The following is a 16,885-nucleotide window of genomic DNA, read 5'->3' as shown; positions in this document are numbered from 1 at the left end:
CACGGCGAGCAGCGCCGTGGACGAGCGTGTCCGCGGCCGGTTCCTCCGCCATCGCGACCAGCAGGCGGCGTGAGGCCGCTCGGGGCCGGCTCCGCGGGCGCCACGCCATCGCGCGAGGAGCACGATGCTGCGGGGGCCAGGTGGGCAACGGGTCGGTCGAGTCCGCGGACCGGGCGTCGTCGTCATGGCAGGTCCGGTTCGCGGGCGGCTACGGCCGTTGCTGAGACCTCGATCGGTGGTAGGCGGGTGCCTACGACGCGGGCCGGTGCCGTGACTGTGGCAGTGACCGTGTCGCCGGCGATTTGGATTGTGATGGTGGCGCCGTCCGGTGCCGTGTGGGTCGCCGATAGGCCGCCTTCCTGGCCGCGGGCGGCGGCCAGGGCCGCGTCGCGGGCGGCGTCCGCGCACCGGAGTTTGGTTTGGGTGGCCGCGACCGCGGCGACGCCGACGAAGAGCAGCAGGGCCACCGCCGGTGTGGCCGCTGCCAACTCCGCCGTTGTCGAGCCGCGGTCGCGGCCACGGCCCGTCCACCGCGGCCACGACCGGCCGCGCCGGCCCCGGAGGACTCCCGGCGGCGTCGGAGGTTCGCCGCCTGGGAGTCGACGCGGCGGTGCGGGTCGCATGAGACGGGCCCGTGCCATCAGCCGAGCGCTCGGCTGATGACCGCGGAAAGCGCGGCGAGGATTCTGTCGGAGGTGACGACCTTCAACAGCCCGGCGGCGAACGCGACGGCCGCGACCGTGCCGACCGCGTACTCCGCGGTGGTCATGCCGTCGTCATCGCGCATCCGGGCAAGGAGCTTGCGCACGGGGTGACTCCTTTCTGTCGGTCAGAGGAAGTCGCCGAGGAGGGCGACGATCACCGGGACGAGACCGGCGAGGATGAAAGCGGGCAGGAAGCAGAAACCGAGTGGCAGCACGATGAGTACGCCGGCGCGGCGCGCTGCCGCCTCCATCGCCGCCGCGCGGTCGGCGCGGAGGTCGTCCGCGAGCCGGGTCAGGGCACCCGCGAGGGCCGCTCCGCTGGCCGACGATCGGACCGCCGCCGCGGCGATGCGGGTGCCGCCCGGCATGCCGGCCAGGTGGCCCCACGCCTCGTCAGGCTCGGCTCCCAGCCGCAGCGAACGGCCCACCGTGGTCAGGCGCTCGCGCACCGGCCCGCCGAGCGCGTCGGCGACGCCGAGCACGGCAACGTCGACCGGCGCACCCGCCCGCAGCGCCGCGGCGACCAGGTCGGCGCAGATCGGTGCGTCCGCCTCCTCGCGGCGCCGGCGCTCCTTCGCCTCCGGGGGTTCGAGCCGCCCGATGACCCGGTGCGCGACGACCGCCGCCGGTGCGGCCAGGGCGAGACCCAACCAGCCGTCGACGAGCACCGCGGTCGCGGCCGCCGTCGCCAGCGCGCCGAGCTTGGCGAGGTCGGGACGCCGCCGCGGCTTCGGTGCGTTCGACAGCGACGCCAACCGCCGCGCCGCGCGCGGCCGTCGGAGCCCGCGCATCATGGCAGCCTCGGCTGCAGGCGTTGCGACCAGACGAGGCCGAGGATCTGCAGGACGACGCCGCAGAGAGCGCAGATCGCACCGAGTGGCGTGCCCAGCAGGATCGCCAGCGGATCAGCGCCGATCGCGTAGCCGAGCGCCAACCCACCCACCGGCAAGGCGGCGAGGAGCAGCGCAGTGGCCTGTGCGCCCGCCGCCTGCGCGATCGCCGCGGCCCGCGCGCGGTCCCCGGCCCGGGCGTCGGCCTCGATCCGATCGATGAGCTCCGCCAACGGCGCACCCGTGCGCTCGGCCAACGCCACCGCCGCGCCGGCCAACGCGGTCAACCCGCCCGCTCCGCCGGCCAGAGCGGTCAACCCGCCCGATTCGCCGACCAGTGCGGAATCCCTTGCCGCCGCCTGGATCGGGACGCCGGCACGAAGGTCCGCGGCCAACCCCGTCAGCCGGTCAGGCAGCACCGACCTGGCCCCGCCACGAGCCGCGGTCAACCCGTCCGCTTCGCCGACCAGAGCGGAATCCCTTGCCGCCGCCTGGATCGGGACGCCGGCACGAAGATCGGCGGCCAACCCTGTCAACCGGTCGAGCAGCGCCGACCTGGCCGCGCGACGAGCCGCGGCCAACCGGCGACGCCGCAGCAGCACCACGGCCACCACCCCGTAGGCACCCAACGCCGTCGCCGCGACCGCACCGCCAGCAAGAAATCCCACCGACGCCCCGGCGATAAGCGCCAGCGAAACGGGCCGCCACCGCGGCCCTGACACGACAGACGAAAGCACCAGCATCCGCGACGGCCGAAGAGACGACCGACGGGCACGCCCGGCAGCGGGCGTCAGAACGGATCGCTGCCGCCGCCGCAAAGCCCGCGACCGTCTGACACGCAGCAACCCGATCACCAGCACGACGGCAACTGCCACCGAGAGGAAGATGACAGCGGTCATCGCGCACCGGGCCACAGGATCTCCGGGACCCGGACGCCGCGCGACGCCAGCAACGACGCCAGGTCGCCCGCCGCGGCCGACAAGCCCGCGGCGCGGTCCCAGACCGGCTGCACGGTGACGAAGCGGTCCGGACCTTCCGCGACCACGAGCCCCACCGTCTCCAGCACGCGGCCCGACGTCGTGCGCCGCATGTGCAGGACCACCTGCAGAGCCGCCGCCATCTGGGCGTGCAGCGCGACCCGGGGCAAGCCGCCCAACAAGCCCAGCGCCTCCAACCGCGCGGGCACGTCGGAGATCGCGTTGGCGTGCAGGGTGCCGGCACCGCCCTCGTGGCCGGTGTTGAGGGCGCGCAGGAGATCCACGATCTCAGCACCCCGGCACTCGCCCACGATCAGCCGGTCGGGGCGCATCCGCAACGCCTGGCGAACCAGGTCGGTCATCTCGACCTCGCCGCGGTTCTCCACGTTGGACACTCGACATTGCAGGCTCACCACGTGCGGGTGAGCGGGCCGCAGCTCCGCCGCGTCTTCGACCAGCACGATCCGCTCGTCCCGCGGCACCAGCTCGATCAGCGTGTTGAGCAGCGTTGTCTTGCCCGAGCCCGTGCCACCGACGACCAGATATGCCAACCGGGCCGCGACCACCGCCGCCAGCAGGTCGGCGACCGGCGCCGGCACCGTGCCGCGGGCCACCAGGTCGGCCAGCGTGTAAGGGCGCCGGCGGAACGTGCGCAGCGACAGATATGGCCCGCCGGTGCCCACCGGCGGCAGCACGGCGTGCAACCGGGTGCCGTCGGGCAGGACCGCGTCCGCATAGGGAGCGCCGTCGTCGAGCCGCCGACCGGCCGCACCCACCAGTCGCTGTGCCAGCCGGCGCACCGCGTCGGGCGAGGCCAGGACCACCCGCTCCCGCCGCAGCCCCTGACCCCGGTCAGCCCACACCTCGGTCGCGTTGACCAGGACGTCGGTCACATCGGGATCCGACAGCAACGGACCCAACGGCCCGGCACCGACGAGATCGTCGTGCACCCGGGCGGCCAGCCGCAGCACGTCGCGGTCGCCGAGCACCGCACCGCCGGCCCGCTCCGTCTCCCGCACCGCGGCCACCACGGCGGCCGGGCTCACCTCGTCGCGACCCGCCGCGAACCGCCGCCGCACCCGGCCAGCCACATCGGCCGCACCGTAAGGCGGCGGGTTGGCCGGCAACGCCGTCGTCATGCCGCCACCGCCGAGGAAGACGAGGCGAAAACGTCGGCCAGCACCCGCCGGCACAGCGAGGCCAGCGGCCCACGCCCACCCGACGCCGGCGCATCTCCGCGTTCCAGACTCCGAACCAGCCCCGGCTCGGACTCCAGCAACCCAGCCAACGGAAACCCGACCGCCTCCGCCACCTCAGCGGCGGACAACTTGCCCGGCGCCGGCCCGCGGACAACCACGGACGCAGACGCGCAATGCAACGCGACCGCCTTGGCCACCTGCCCGGCCGCCGCCGTGGCCCGCAGCTCGGCCGGCACAACCAACAGCGTGTGGTCGGCCCCCTGCAACGCGGCGACGGCGGCGTCGTCGAGCCGTCGCGGCAGGTCGACCACGACCACGTCCCGCGCCCGCCGCCCAGCGTCGAGCACGGCGGCCATCGCGGCGGGAGGCAACGACAACGGCGCGCCCCGATCGAACGACACCATCACCAGGTCACCGCGCGCCGGCAGCGACCGCACCAGCGCGACCGGATCAAGCGCGCCCTCGGTCGAGGCCAGCGCGGGCCACCGCAGCCCGTCAACCTGCTCCCACCCGAACATCAGCTCGATGCCGCCCCCGAACGGATCGCCATCGACCAGCAGAGCCCGCCGCCCGTCCCGAGCCGCGGTCACAGCCAACGCACCGGCAAGCACGCTCGCCCCCGCGCCGCCCCGACCGCCGAGCACCGCGATCACCCGACCGGAGCCGTCGCCGAACAACGCGCCGAACCGACGCAACAGCCACTCCTCGGCCTCAGGGAGGCGAAGCACATATTCGGCACCCAACGACTCCGCCGACGCGAAACCCGGCGCCGGACCGCACCCGGCCAGCACCACCCGCTGCCGGCGCGGCAGCCGAGCGTGGACACAGCCCGCGGCCTGGTCGGCCCCGACCACCACGAGCGGTGCACCGGACCAACGAGCCCGGGCGGCGACAGCATCGGGCGCGACGTCGACCTGCGTGCCCGCGGCCGCCGCGATCCGCAGCAGTTCCTCGAGCAGATCAGTGTCGGCCGTCACGACCAGCGGCAGACGGAAACGAACAGCGGACATCGCGAGGGCCTCCACGAGAGGGGCGGGCAGGACCCACACACCTTCCGTCAGTCGGCGAGACCCACACGTGCCAAAGCGGAACGCTGTGGATAACCGCGAACCTGTGGACAACCGGCCACGAACGGGCCGCGGATGCTATGCGCCACAGAGGACGGACGAAAAACGACGACCCCCGTCGGGGGGAGACGGGGGTCGCCTTGAGGTTCGGCTCCGGGGGGGTCGAGCCGAACCCACTCAGCGGCTACGGGGGGTGCAACCGCCGAGGGTCGGAAACACGACGGGAAATCGTGTCTCAACTAGCATGCCTGATATGCGCGGTGCGCGTCGAGTGGCGTTTGCCCCAACTCGCACGACACGCCGATGAAGATCCGTGACATCGGTCGCCGTGTCGGAGGGGCGGTACCAAGTTGTACCAGGCTATGCGGTAGGCCACCCCGGGCGGGCCACCACATTTCGCGCCGCACATTAGACTTTCGATCGTGGGCCGCAGCGCCGCGTTTTTCGATCTGGACAAGACCGTCATCGCCAAGTCAAGCGCGTTGGCGTTCGGTCGTCCGTTCTATCGTGATGGGCTCATCACGCGCCGTGACGTCGTCAAGTCTGCCTACGCGCAACTGATGTTCCGCCTGGGCGGCACCGACGACCAGTCGATGGCAAAGATCCGTGACTACCTGGCTACGCTCTGCAAAGGCTGGCCCGTCGACCAGGTCGGGCAGATCGTCACCGAGACGCTGCACGAGCTGATCAACCCCTACATCTACGCCGAGGCCGCCGCCCTGATCGACGAGCACCAGGCGGCCGGCCGCGACGTGGTCCTGGTCTCGGCCTCCGGCGAGGAGATCGTCAAGCCGATCGGCGCGCTCCTCGGCATCACCGACGTGATCGCCACCCGGATGGGTGTCACCGACGGCCGCTACAACGGCGAGGTCGAGTTCTACGCCGCCGGCTCGGCCAAGGTCGACGGGGTCAAGGCGATGGCCAAGGAGCGCGGCTACGACCTGGCCGACTGCTACGCCTACTCCGACTCGACCTCCGACATCCCGCTGCTCGAGTGCGTCGGCCACCCCACCGCGGTCAACCCCGTGCGCTCGCTGCGCCGCCTGGCCAGCGACAACGGCTGGCCGGTGCTGGAGTTCCGGCACCCGATCCCGATCGGCCGGCGGCTGCGCGAGCGCCCGGCCGTCCCGATGGCCGCCGCCGCGATCGGCGTCGGCGTGGGCGTCGCGATCGGCATCGCCTGGTACGGCCGCCACCGCCGCACCCGCACGGCCCCGGCAACGTGAGACACGAAGAAACGACACAACCCGGGCAAAGGCTTCCGATCAAGCGGTCATCGGCGTAGAAAAGGGAGTGCGGACCCCATGAAAATGGGCTCCGTGCACGGCCACCGGGCACCCACGCGCGACCAGCCGCGGCAGGCGCGTCCCGGCGGATCTTCGGACCGCCGCAGACGACTCAAGGTGCACGCTTGGTAACCCGGCCGGACGTGAGTGACGGCGCCTCAGGCTTGAGGCGCCGTCCACGTCTGTTCGGCCACGGAGGTCAGCTCGGCGGCACCCAGCGAAACCGCCAGCGCGCAATGCCGCAACCACGACCGCACCCCGTCCGGCGTACCCGTCGCGAACGCGCCGGCCGCACCGACGTACTCCGGCTGCCGCGCCAAATGCCCCACCTCGGGCGCGATCAGCCCACGCGGGTCGAAGCCCGACGACATCAGCGTCAACCGCGCCGCGGCCCGCGCCACCACCCCGGGAGCACCGACAAAAGGCTGCAAAGCCAACAGCTCACCGTGTACGACCGCCGCCAGCACCAGCGGTGGCGCCGACGTCCCGCCCGCGACCAGCGACGCCAAGGCGTCCAACCGCGGCCCCACGTCCGGACCGGAAACGGGATGCCCCAACTCGGCTGCGGGCACCGACCCCCGCGAAGCCAGCACGTCCAACCGCGCCAGCACCTGCCGCGGCGCCTTCGGCCAGGTGTCGACCAGCGACGGCAGCGCCGCCGCGACCCGCAGGCACCCCTGCACCACGGGCTCGGTCACCACACCGGCGCGCACCTGCTCGCGCTCGTGCGCGTACCCCGCCAAAGCCGCCGAAGCGACCGCGGACCGCAGGCTGATCTCGGCCGCGACCGCACCACCCTGCCGGCGCAATGCCCGATGCCGCATCGCGGCATCAACGGCTTCCCGCGCGTCGCCCAGAGCGTCCTGCACGTCGGCGAGCTCCAGCAACGGGGCCAAGGGATCAGCTAGCACGGAGACAACGCTATCGGAGCGCGCAGCGGATGCGCGAAAGCGCGCGGAGATGGCAAGATTCGAACAGGTACGCACGCCGCCCGGCCCATCGGCGCGTGTGCGAGTTCACTCGGCGCGCGCACCGCCCCACCGAGCCCTCCCAGCCCAGGCGGCCCGGACACTAGATTTCTCGACAGACCCCCAACCCCGGCGCAGGGAGCGTGACGATGAGCGAGACCTTGGCGAACTTGCTTCAGGAGAACCGACGTTTCGAGCCACCGGCCGCGCTCGCCGAGGCGGCCAACGTGAAGTCGGACGCCTACGCCGAGGCCGACGCGGACCGGCTGGCGTTCTGGGCCAAGCAGGCGCAGCGGCTGGACTGGGCGCAAGAGTGGGACCAGGTGCTCGACTGGTCCAACCCGCCGTTCGCGAAATGGTTCCTCGGCGGCACGCTCAACGTGGCCTACAACTGCCTCGACCGGCACGTCGCGGCCGGCAAGGGTGACAAGGTCGCCATCCACTGGGAGGGCGAGCCGGGCGACACCCGCACGCTGACCTACTCCGACCTGCACAAGCTGACCTGCCAGGCTGCCAACGCGCTGACCGACCTCGGTGTCGGCGCCGGCGACCGCGTAGCGATCTATATGCCGATGATCCCCGAGGCCGCGGTGGCGATGCTGGCCTGCGCCCGGATCGGCGCGACGCACAGCGTGGTGTTCGGCGGCTTCTCCGTCGACGCGCTGTCGGGCCGCATCCAGGACGCCAGCGCCAAGGTGGTGATCACCGCCGACGGTGGCTACCGGCGCGGCAAGCCGTCGGCGCTCAAGCCGACCGTCGACGAGGCGGTCGCCCTGTGCCCGACCATCGAGCATGTGCTGGTCGTCCGCCGCACCGGCGAGCCCGTGGCGTGGGGCGACAAGGACCACTGGTGGCACGAGACCGTCGAGGCCGCCAGCACGGAGCACGAGGCGCAGCCGTTCGACGCGGAGCACCCGCTGTTCATCCTCTACACCAGCGGCACGACCGCGAAGCCGAAGGGCATCCTGCACACCACCGGCGGCTACCTGACGCAGGCGTCGTACACCCATCATGCGGTCTTCGACCTCAAGCCGGAGACGGACGTTTACTGGTGCACCGCCGACATCGGCTGGGTGACCGGGCACTCCTACATCGTCTACGGGCCGCTGTCCAACGGCGCGACCCAGGTGATGTACGAGGGCACCCCCGACACCCCCCACAAGGGACGGTTCTGGGACATCGTCGACAGGTACGGCGTCACGATCCTCTACACCGCACCGACGCTGATCCGCACGATGATGAAGTGGGGCGACGAGTTCCCGGCGGCGGCCAACCTGTCGTCGCTGCGGGTGCTCGGTTCGGTCGGCGAGCCGATCAACCCCGAGGCGTGGATGTGGTACCGCAAGAACATCGGGCACGAGAACACGCCGATCGTCGACACCTGGTGGCAGACCGAGACCGGCGCCATCATGATCTCGCCGCTGCCGGGCGTCACCGCGACCAAGCCGGGCAGCGCGATGCGTCCCTTGCCGGGCATCTCTGCCGACGTGGTCGACGACGAGGGCCGCAGCGTCCCCGACGGCGGCGGCGGGTTCCTCGTGCTCCGGGAGCCGTGGCCGTCGATGCTGCGCACGATCTGGGGCGACGACCAGCGGTTCATCGACACCTACTGGAGCCGCTTCCAGGGCATGTACTTCGCCGGTGACGGCGCCAAAAAGGACGACGACGGCGACCTGTGGCTGCTCGGCCGGGTCGACGACGTGATGCTGGTGTCGGGCCACAACATCTCGACCACCGAGGTCGAGTCGGCGCTGGTCTCGCACCCGTCGGTGGCGGAGGCGGCGGTGGTCGGCGCGACCGACCCGACGACCGGCCAGGCGATCGTCGCGTTCACGATCCCGCGCGGCTCGGTCGACACCGCGGGCGACGCGGGCGAGGCGCTGATCAAGGAGCTGCGCGACCACGTGTCGAAGACGCTCGGCCCGATCGCCAAGCCGCGGCAGATCATGCTGGTGGCCGAGCTGCCGAAGACCCGGTCCGGGAAAATCATGCGCCGGCTGCTGCGCGACGTGGCCGAGCACCGGTCGCTCGGCGACGTCACCACGCTGCAGGATTCGACGGTCATGGAACTCATCTCGGACGGCATGAAGTCGGCTAAATCCGACGACGAGTAAACGACGCGACACGAAAGAAGCGGGCGGACCCTGTGTTGGGTTCGCCCGCTTCTGCATCCAGGTAGCGGGCATCTATGTGACGGTGGGTGCCCCGCCCGCCAAGATTTTTGAAATAAATCGACGCGCCCCGCTTCCCTCCGGCCCCAGTAATGCTTAGTTTCCTCTTTGGTCCCTCATTAGGGACCAGATCGTCCGCCCTCGTTACCCCCCGAGGACGGCTCCCTCACACCGGAGGTATCCACGTGCGCAAAGTCGCAGTGGGGCTGCTAGGTCTGTCGCTGGCCGCGACAACCAGCTTCGCGCTGAGCGGTGCGGCGCTCGGCCAGACGCCTATGCAGGCGGCGGCGAACGCCCCCACGCAGTCCGAGCCCCAACTGGTCTCGGACGAACTCTCCAACCCGCTCGAGTCGAAGCGTCGCGAGCTGCGGGACTCCGCGATTCAAGACGTGATCGCCGGCAAGGCCACGCCGCAGATGGTCAACGGCAGCAAGGTCGTCAAGGTCGGCCAGAAGGACTTGAGCAAGGCCGCCCAGAAGCGGACCGGCAAGACCAAGGTCGACCAGTACGTCGAGCTGCAGCGGGAGAAGACCGACAAGATCTTCGTCATCCTGACCGAGTTCGGGAACCAGCGGCACCCGAGCTACCCCGACAAGGACATGAACCCGAACGTCGCGGGTCCCACCACCTTCGAGGGCCCGCTGCACAACCAGATCCCCGAGCCCAACCGGGCGAAGGACAACTCCACGATCTGGCAGCCCGACTTCAACCAGGAGCACTTCCAGAAGCTGTACTTCGGCACCGGCAAGAACGACGAGTCGCTGAAGCAGTACATGGAGACGCAGTCGTCGGGTCGCTACACCGTTGACGGCACGGTCACCAACTGGGTGAAGGTGCCCTACAACGAGGCCCGCTACGGCCGGTCCAACGACCCGGTGCGCGACGGCCAGCCCGGCGACGACCCGGCCGTGTGCCAGGGCAACGTCTGCAGCAACACCTGGGCGCTCATCCGCGACGCCGCCAACGCCTGGTACGCCGACCAGCTCGCCCAGGGCCGGCCGGCCGCCGAGGTCAACGCCGAGCTGAAGAGCTTCGACGAGTGGGACCGCTACGACCACGACGGCGACGGCAACTTCAACGAGTCCGACGGCTACATCGACCACTTCCAGATCGTCCACTCCGGCGGCGACCAGGCCGACGGTGACCCGCACCAGGGTGAGGACGCCATCTGGAGCCACCGCTGGGCGGCCTTCCAGGGCACCGGTCAGGGCCCGGTCGACTTCCCGATCGGCGGCGCGCAGATCGGCACCAGTGGCGTGTGGATCTACGACTACACGATCCAGCCGGAGAACGGTGGTCGGAGCGTCTTCTACCACGAGTACTCGCACGACCTCGGTCTGCCGGACGACTACGACACCACCGGCCAGGGCGACAACCCCAACGAGTACTGGACGCTGATGGCGCAGAGCCGCCTCGGCGCGAAGGGCGAGCAGTTCATCGGCGACCGCGCCGGCGACCTGGGCGCCTGGAACAAGCTCCAGCTCGGCTGGCTCGACTACGTGGTGACGCCGGCCGGCGTCAAGGACACCTGGACCCTCGGCCCGGAGGAATACAACTCCGACAAGCCGCAGGCCCTGGTCGTTCCGCTCGGCCTCAAGGACGTCGTCCACCAGGTCGGTGCTCCCGCCGACGGCACCTACCAGTGGTGGAGCGGTGACGCCGACGACCTGACCAACGCGGCCGCGCACACGCTGACGCGTCAGGTCACCCTGCCCGCCGGCACGTCCACGCTGACCTTCAAGGCCCGCTGGGACATCGAGGACTGCGGCGCCGACCCGTGCGACTTCGCGTACGTCGAGGTCGACTCCGGGGCCGGCTTCGTCCCGATCAAGGGCAACATCACCACGGCCACCGAGGCCGAGGGTGGCGCTGGCATCGACGGTGTCCAGGAGACGTGGACCGACGCGACGTTCGACCTGTCGGCGTTCGCCAGCAAGACGGTCGGCCTGCGGTTCCGCTACGAGACCGACCCGGCGCAGCGCGGCAACCCGAACGTCGACCTGCCCAACGGTCTGTTCGTCGACAAGGTCGCCATCACCAACGGCAGCACCACGGTGTTCGCCGACGGTGACGCGGCCGGCAACATGGGCTGGACCGTCGACGGCTTCCAGAACATCCAGTCGACGTTCATCACCCAGCACCCGCACTACTACATCGCCGGTTGGCGGACGTACGTCAGCTACGACAAGTACCTGCAGTACGGCCCGTACTACTTCAACCGGCCGACCGAGGACCGGGTTGACCACTTCCCGTACCAGACGGGTCTGCTGGTCTCCTACTGGGACACCTCGCAGGGCGACAACAACGTGAGCGAGCACCCCGGTGAGGGTCTCAACCTCTACGTCGACGCCCGTCCGAAGACCCTCTACCGCCTCGACGGCCTGCCGTGGCGGACCCGGGTCCAGATCTACGACGCACCGTTCAGCCTCCGCAAGGGCGACTCGTTCACCCTGCACCACTTCGACCAGGCCATGTACATCCGCGGAGTTGAGGCGAACCCCGTCTTCGACGACACCAAGAACTACTTCGACTCGGCGCTGCCGAACCACGGCGTCAAGCTGCCGGCCGTCGGAGTGAAGATCAAGGTGCTCGAGGAGAACGGCACTTCCGTCAAGATCAAGGTCAACTGATCTTCTCGGGTACGGCGCCCCCGCATCACTTCGGTGGTGCGGGGGCGTTCCCGTTTCGGAACCCTCGCCAACGCCGCAGCGTCCAAGGAAGGTGCATGTGAGCAGCCGCATCGTCGCCGTCGCCGCCCTCGTCCTGGCGGGCGCCGTGACGACTGCCTGCGGCGCTGTGTCCTCTCCGTCAGCCGAGCCGTCGCCATCCGCCGTGTCGCCGTCAGGGCCGCCCCAATCCGGTTCTGCGCCGCCGAAGGTCGGGCCGAGCACCCCGAGCGACTTCAACGCGGGTGACACCATCTCCGGGCGCGTGATCGAGGGCGGTTCGGGTCCGTGCTACGCGGTCGTCAACGACGACAACGAGCGCTTCGCGCTGCACAACGACTCGGGGCTCGTCCTCGATGAAGGCAGCTACATCACCGCGACGGTCGCGCCTCTGCGGGTCAAGATCGACTGCGGCGAGGGTACGCCGTACGCGCTGGTGTCGTTCAAGCGGCAGTGACTGATAGTTATCAACTGATCTACTTATTGACACAGATCATCTTCCGTCGGAGCATCATCGCAGGAACTCCAACGGGGGAATCATGGACGTCTTCCTATCCGATGACGCACGCCTGCGTTACGAACAACTGCTGGCCGGCGAGAGTGGCGACGAGAACGACGAAGCGGTCCACGAGCTGGTCAGCAACGGCCTGGTCCGCCGCGACAGCGGCACGGGATCGCTGACCGTCGCACCGCCGGGGATCGCCCTGCGCCGCATGTTGGCCGGGCGGCAACGCCAACTGCTCAACGCGCTCACCCGGCTCGACGACGACTACACGCAGCTCGAGCTGCTGGAGCGGCGTTTCCCGACCACGGGATCCGGCAGTCCCGGTGCGACCGAGTTGGCCCGCAGTGCGGCCGACATGGCGGCGCACTGGCACGAACTGACCACCTACTCCAAGGGTCCCTGCTACACGGTCCAGGCCGGCGCGGCGACCACGCCGTTCCAGCAACGATGGGCGGCCGCGCGCCGGCTCAGCCACCTCACCACACCGGCGCGCTTCCGCACGGTCTGCAGCAATGACGTCCTCGAGCAGCCGGCCGGGCGCGCCGAGGCCGAGGGTCTGGTCGCCGCCGGCGGGCAGCTGAGGGTGCATCCGTTGCTTCCCGGCGACCTCGTGCTGGCCGATCACGGCGCGATGCTGCTGGTCAACGGCCCACGCGAGCAGCTCGCCCTGGTCGTGCGCGCCGGCGGTCTGCTGACCGCGTTGCGGCATTACTTCGACCTGCTGTGGAGCCGGTCGGTCCCGTTCGGGCGCGCCGCCGGCGACGCGGACCCGCCCTCCCCGGCGCAGAGTCAGGTGCTCCGGCTCGCCGCGGTGGGGCTCAAGGACGAGGCGATCGCGCGCAGCCTCGGCCGCAGCACCCGCTGGGTCCGGCGGAACTTCGAGGTGCTCGAGGAACGCCTCGGCGCGACCAACCGGCTCACCCTCGGGATCGCCGCCGCCCGACGCGGCTGGGTCTGAGCGTCCGCTTCCGGCCAGCGTCCACTCTGCCCTCCCGTACGCCGGGGGTGTTGGTTCAAGATCGATTTACATCGATCTCAACGCCACCACCACCACGGAGGCTCCCTTGACCGCTCTGTCCCGACGCCGGCTGTTGACCACGGCCGGCGCCACTATCGTCGCGGTCGGCGGCGCGACGACGCTCGCCCGCACACCGGCGCTCGCGATCCCACCGGGATTCGACAAGGTTCTCTACTGGAACCGCATCCTGCTCGGCGCCTACCGCGCCGCGGTCGGCAACCCCGCCGCATCGCCCACCCTGCTGAGCCGGGCCGGCGCGATGATGCACCTGGCGATCTACGACGCCTACAACTCGTTCGCGAACATCGGCGCTCCCTACCTGGCCAAGTACTCGCGACAGGGCAACTTCTCCTACGACCTCGGCCAGAACGTGAACTGGGCGGCGTACCGCGTGTTGCAGTCGGTGTTCCCGACGATGAGCTTCACCAAGGCGCTCAGCGACTCGAACGCCTACCCGCCGATCGGCGAGCCCGGGCCGGAAGGCTGGAGCACGAGCATCGGTGAGGACGCCGCGGTCGCGATCCTCAACAACCGCGTCAACGACGGCTCGACCAACACGACGCCGTACACGCCGAGCACGGCGCCGGGCCAGTGGCGTCCCACCGGCTCCGGCGACGCGAAGACGCCCAACTGGGGCCTCGTTCGGCCGTTCTCGCTGAGCTCCGGCTCCCAGTTCCGTCCGCCGCTGCCAGGCGGCTTCGCCACCGTCACCGCGATGCTGCAGAGCGCGGCCTATACGGCCCAGTTCAACGAGGTACGTGACCTCGGCCGGGACATCAGCGCGACGCGTACCCAGGTCCAGACGGATATCGCGTTCTTCTGGGCGTGCGACCTGGACGGCACGTACAAGCCGCCGGGTCAGCTCTTCTACCACACCAACCAGGTCTCCTCGGCCCGCAGCCTCACCGAGGCGCAGAACGCCAAGCTGTTCGCCCTGGTCGCGATGGCGATGGCCGACGCCGCCATCGCGGCCTGGGACGCCAAGTACCAGACCTCGATCGACCTGTGGCGGCCGGAGACGGGCATCCGGGAGGCGGCCGGCGACGGCAACGCCAGCACCGCGCCCATCACCGACTGGAAGCCGCTGTCGGTCATGCGCGACAACGTGACCCGGTTCTCGCCCAACTTCCCCGCGTACGTCTCGGGTCACGCCACGTTCGGTGCGGCCTGGGCCGGGATCATGCGCCGCTACTTCAACAGCGACAGCATGCCCGAGGTGCTGACCACGGAGGACCCGCACGCGGTGGGCGTGACGCGCGCGCCGGGCACGTTCACCGCCGCCGCGCGCGAGAACGGGCGCAGCCGGATCTACCTCGGCGTCCACTGGCAGTGGGACGCCGACCAGGGCTACAACACCGGCGAGGCGATCGCCAACCAGGTGTTCAACAGCCGGCTCCGCTAGCCTTCGCCCAGCTCGACCCAGCGCAGCTCGTGCTGACACGGTGGACCCTCGGCGAGCCCGAAACGGCGCTCGTCGAGGTCCATCGCGACGGTGTAGACGGTCTCCGAGTGGTCGGCGTAGGCGTCCCGCTCGTCGACGTGGCGGCAGATCGCGTTGGGGTAGCTCTGGTGGTCCCGGAGCACGGCGACCAGGTCGTCGTCGGTGAGCTTGCCCGTCTCGGCGGCCGCGGTGAGCAGTCGCCGGGCGCGGGCGGCGCGGAAGAGCGTCGAGCCGCCGAAGTCGTTGACCAGGTCGCGGGCCGGCAGGGCGGCCTCGAGGTGGTTGGCGTGAGCGAGGACGCCGTTCTCGGGGTGCAGCCAACCGGCCCCGCCGGGGATCAGCTCCAGGTCGATCAACTCGCCGCCCGCCGGGCCCGACTGGCCGACCAGCAGGTTGAGCGAGGCGTTGCGGGGGCTGGGGACGACCGCCTTGAGCGCCCGGCCGAGGGTGGTCTCTTCGAGCGCGGCCCGGAGGACGACGTGATAGGGCACGGCTGCGCCCTTCAGCCCGTCCTGGTCGGTGGTCAACATGTTGACGCAGATGCCCACGCCGGCGGAGTTGAGCCCAGCCTTGGCGAGCATGCCGGCCTCGGTGAGGGTGACGACCCGGTGGCCGCGCTCGTCGGTGGTGCTCAGCAGCAACATGGTGCCGCGCTGGTCGGGGTGCCAGTCCCAGTTCTGCGCCAGCAGGGTGTGACCGGTGGCCGTGTGGGTGCCGAGAGCGCCGAGAACCGTGCAGCCGTCGTCCGGCGTGGCTCCGTAGATCAGCTCGGTGCGAGCGTTGACTGCGTAAAGGTCACCGAGGGTGACGCCGGCGCCTTCCGCGGTGGCATCGAGCATTTCCGCGATGCGCGGGAACCTTGTGGTGGTTTCCGCACGGAACCGGTCGCCGGCCGCTTGGCTGGATCTTGGACTCAGGCCGGCGGCGCGGAAGCGGGCTGCGTAAAGGTCCAGGTTGGCGGCGATCTGGTCGCGGGCCGCCGTCCCGTACGCGAAGCCGCACTCGCCGGGCGTGCCGTGGACGTCGACGTAAGGGACCGGCAGTGTCATGGGCCTGACGGTAGTGCCTAGGAAGACCCTACGGGAGATCTCCGGAGCCGGTTCGGGGCGCCGCTGACCTACGCTGGCCGAATGGAACCGGTGGTAGACGAGACAAGCGTCCTGGTCGAGGGGCCGTGGACGCACCGGTCGGTGGGTGCCAACGGCAACCGCTTCCACGTGGTGGAGGCCGGCGCCGGGCCGCTCGTGCTGTTCCTGCACGGCTTCCCGGAGTTCTGGTGGGCGTGGCACGAGATGCTGCCCGCGGTCGCCGACGCCGGCTTCCGGGCGGTCGCGGTCGACATGCGGGGCTACGGTGCGAGCGACAAGCCACCCAGGGGGTACGACGGGTTCACGATGGCGGCCGACGTCACCGGGCTGATCCGGGCGCTGGGTGAGCGCCAGGCGACGATCGTCGGGGCCGGGTTCGGCGGGATGGTCGGGTGGGCCGCCGCGGCATTCCACCCGAAGATGGTGCGCCGCCTGGTGGTGCTGGGCGCCGCTCACCCGCTGCGGCTGCGGGCCGCGATCTTCGCGGACCCGCGCGGCCAGTTCAGCGCGGCGACGCCGACGCTGCGTTTCCAGCTTCCGCGGTACGAGCATGTGCTGGTCCGCGACGGTGCGGCGATGGTCGGCGAGTTCCTGCGGCGGTGGTCGGGGCCGGCGTGGCCGGAGACGGCCGGGTTCGCGGACTATGTGGCGCGGTGCCAGGAGGCGATGCGGATTCCGCAGGCGGCGTTCTGTGCGCTGGAGGGCTACCGGTGGGCGTTCCGGTCCGTCATGCGGCTGCACGGCTACCGGTTCGTCAAGCAGATGCAGACGCCGCTGACGACGCCGACGCTGCAGTTGCACGGAGCGCTGGACCCGGCGGTGCTGGCGCGGACGGCGCAGGGGTCAGGGCGTTACTGCGTGGCGCCGTACGAGTGGCGGCTGTTGGAAGGTGTTGGCCACTATCCGCACCTGGAGGCGCCGGACCTGGTGCTGGGCGAGGTGCTGCGGTGGGCGAAGTCCTAGGG

Annotated in this window: 14 protein-coding genes and 1 pseudogene; 7 read left to right on the top strand and 8 right to left on the bottom strand. The window is 70.7% G+C overall.

Annotated elements, in window-relative coordinates:
• Positions 1-182: 182 nt before the first annotated feature.
• The 6 genes and pseudogenes from Air01nite_RS20190 to ssd form a co-directional block, all read right to left on the bottom strand.
• Positions 183-488, bottom strand: a complete 306-nt coding sequence (locus Air01nite_RS20190) for a TadE family type IV pilus minor pilin (protein ID WP_203704241.1) — start codon at positions 486-488, stop codon at positions 183-185.
• Positions 489-640: 152 nt separating this feature from the next.
• Positions 641-808, bottom strand: a complete 168-nt coding sequence (locus Air01nite_RS20185) for a DUF4244 domain-containing protein (protein WP_373310435.1) — start codon at positions 806-808, stop codon at positions 641-643.
• A 21-nt stretch (positions 809-829) separates the two neighbouring features.
• Positions 830-1,495: a type II secretion system F family protein gene (locus Air01nite_RS20180; RefSeq protein WP_239090825.1), complete on the bottom strand. Its 666-nt coding sequence runs from the start codon at positions 1,493-1,495 to the stop codon at positions 830-832.
• Positions 1,495-1,944 (bottom strand): annotated as a pseudogene (locus Air01nite_RS42050) (hypothetical protein); the annotation flags it as partial. The pseudogene Air01nite_RS42050 and the gene Air01nite_RS20180, both read right to left, overlap by 1 nt.
• 485 nt (positions 1,945-2,429) lie before the next feature.
• Positions 2,430-3,650 carry a TadA family conjugal transfer-associated ATPase gene (locus Air01nite_RS20170; protein WP_203704238.1) on the bottom strand — a complete coding sequence of 407 codons (1,221 nt, stop codon included), beginning with the start codon at positions 3,648-3,650 and terminating at the stop codon, positions 2,430-2,432.
• Positions 3,647-4,687, bottom strand: a complete 1,041-nt coding sequence (ssd, locus tag Air01nite_RS20165) for a septum site-determining protein Ssd (protein WP_203704255.1) — start codon at positions 4,685-4,687, stop codon at positions 3,647-3,649. The genes Air01nite_RS20170 and ssd overlap by 4 nt, the downstream gene beginning before the upstream one ends.
• Positions 4,688-5,199: 512 nt before the next feature.
• On the opposite strand from ssd, the gene Air01nite_RS20160 reads away from it, so the two are divergent.
• Entirely contained in the window at positions 5,200-6,003 is an 804-nt protein-coding gene (locus Air01nite_RS20160) for an HAD family hydrolase (protein ID WP_203704237.1), read from the top strand.
• 218 nt (positions 6,004-6,221) lie between these two features.
• Here the strand turns inward: Air01nite_RS20160 and Air01nite_RS20155 are convergent, their stop codons facing one another.
• Positions 6,222-6,974, bottom strand: coding sequence for a Fic family protein (locus Air01nite_RS20155; RefSeq protein WP_203704236.1), 753 nt, complete (start codon positions 6,972-6,974; stop codon positions 6,222-6,224).
• 206 nt (positions 6,975-7,180) lie between these two features.
• Between Air01nite_RS20155 and acs the strand changes: the two genes are divergently transcribed.
• From acs to Air01nite_RS20130, 5 genes are all read left to right on the top strand, one after another.
• A complete protein-coding gene (gene acs / locus Air01nite_RS20150; protein ID WP_203704235.1) occupies positions 7,181-9,145 on the top strand; it encodes an acetate--CoA ligase in 1,965 nt (654 codons plus the stop codon).
• Positions 9,146-9,402: 257 nt separating this feature from the next.
• Entirely contained in the window at positions 9,403-11,832 is a 2,430-nt protein-coding gene (locus Air01nite_RS20145; RefSeq protein WP_203704253.1) for an immune inhibitor A domain-containing protein, read from the top strand.
• A gap of 97 nt (positions 11,833-11,929) precedes the next feature.
• Positions 11,930-12,325: a hypothetical protein gene (locus Air01nite_RS20140; protein WP_203704234.1), complete on the top strand. Its 396-nt coding sequence runs from the start codon at positions 11,930-11,932 to the stop codon at positions 12,323-12,325.
• An 82-nt stretch (positions 12,326-12,407) separates the two neighbouring features.
• Positions 12,408-13,331, top strand: coding sequence for a helix-turn-helix domain-containing protein (locus Air01nite_RS20135; protein ID WP_203704232.1), 924 nt, complete (start codon positions 12,408-12,410; stop codon positions 13,329-13,331).
• Positions 13,332-13,437: 106 nt separating this feature from the next.
• Positions 13,438-14,793, top strand: coding sequence for a vanadium-dependent haloperoxidase (locus tag Air01nite_RS20130; RefSeq protein ID WP_203704231.1), 1,356 nt, complete (start codon positions 13,438-13,440; stop codon positions 14,791-14,793).
• On the opposite strand, the gene Air01nite_RS20125 is transcribed toward Air01nite_RS20130, so the two are convergent.
• Entirely contained in the window at positions 14,790-15,881 is a 1,092-nt protein-coding gene (locus tag Air01nite_RS20125) for a C45 family autoproteolytic acyltransferase/hydrolase (protein WP_203704230.1), read from the bottom strand. The genes Air01nite_RS20130 and Air01nite_RS20125 overlap by 4 nt on opposite strands.
• 81 nt (positions 15,882-15,962) lie before the next feature.
• Here Air01nite_RS20125 and Air01nite_RS20120 point away from each other — a divergent pair, with 81 nt between their 5' ends.
• Complete coding sequence (locus Air01nite_RS20120; RefSeq protein WP_203704229.1) at positions 15,963-16,883, top strand: alpha/beta fold hydrolase; 921 nt, start codon at positions 15,963-15,965, stop codon at positions 16,881-16,883.
• The last annotated feature ends 2 nt before the right edge of the window (positions 16,884-16,885 follow it).

Source organism: Asanoa iriomotensis, assembly GCF_016862515.1.
GTDB lineage: Bacteria > Actinomycetota > Actinomycetes > Mycobacteriales > Micromonosporaceae > Asanoa > Asanoa iriomotensis.
Note: the sequence above shows the minus strand (reverse complement) of the source record. Positions and strands in the feature narration are given on the sequence as shown.

What these genes read in the sequence shown, in the direction of transcription:
- Air01nite_RS20180 (WP_239090825.1), bottom strand. Translation starts at nt 1,495, where the DNA reads ATGCGCGGGCTCCGACGGCCGCGCGCGGCGCGGCGGTTGGCGTCGCTG.
- acs (WP_203704235.1), top strand. Translation starts at nt 7,181, where the DNA reads ATGAGCGAGACCTTGGCGAACTTGCTTCAGGAGAACCGACGTTTCGAG.
- Air01nite_RS20170 (WP_203704238.1), bottom strand. Translation starts at nt 3,650, where the DNA reads ATGACGACGGCGTTGCCGGCCAACCCGCCGCCTTACGGTGCGGCCGAT.
- Air01nite_RS20120 (WP_203704229.1), top strand. Translation starts at nt 15,963, where the DNA reads ATGGAACCGGTGGTAGACGAGACAAGCGTCCTGGTCGAGGGGCCGTGG.
- Air01nite_RS20125 (WP_203704230.1), bottom strand. Translation starts at nt 15,881, where the DNA reads ATGACACTGCCGGTCCCTTACGTCGACGTCCACGGCACGCCCGGCGAG.
- Air01nite_RS20135 (WP_203704232.1), top strand. Translation starts at nt 12,408, where the DNA reads ATGGACGTCTTCCTATCCGATGACGCACGCCTGCGTTACGAACAACTG.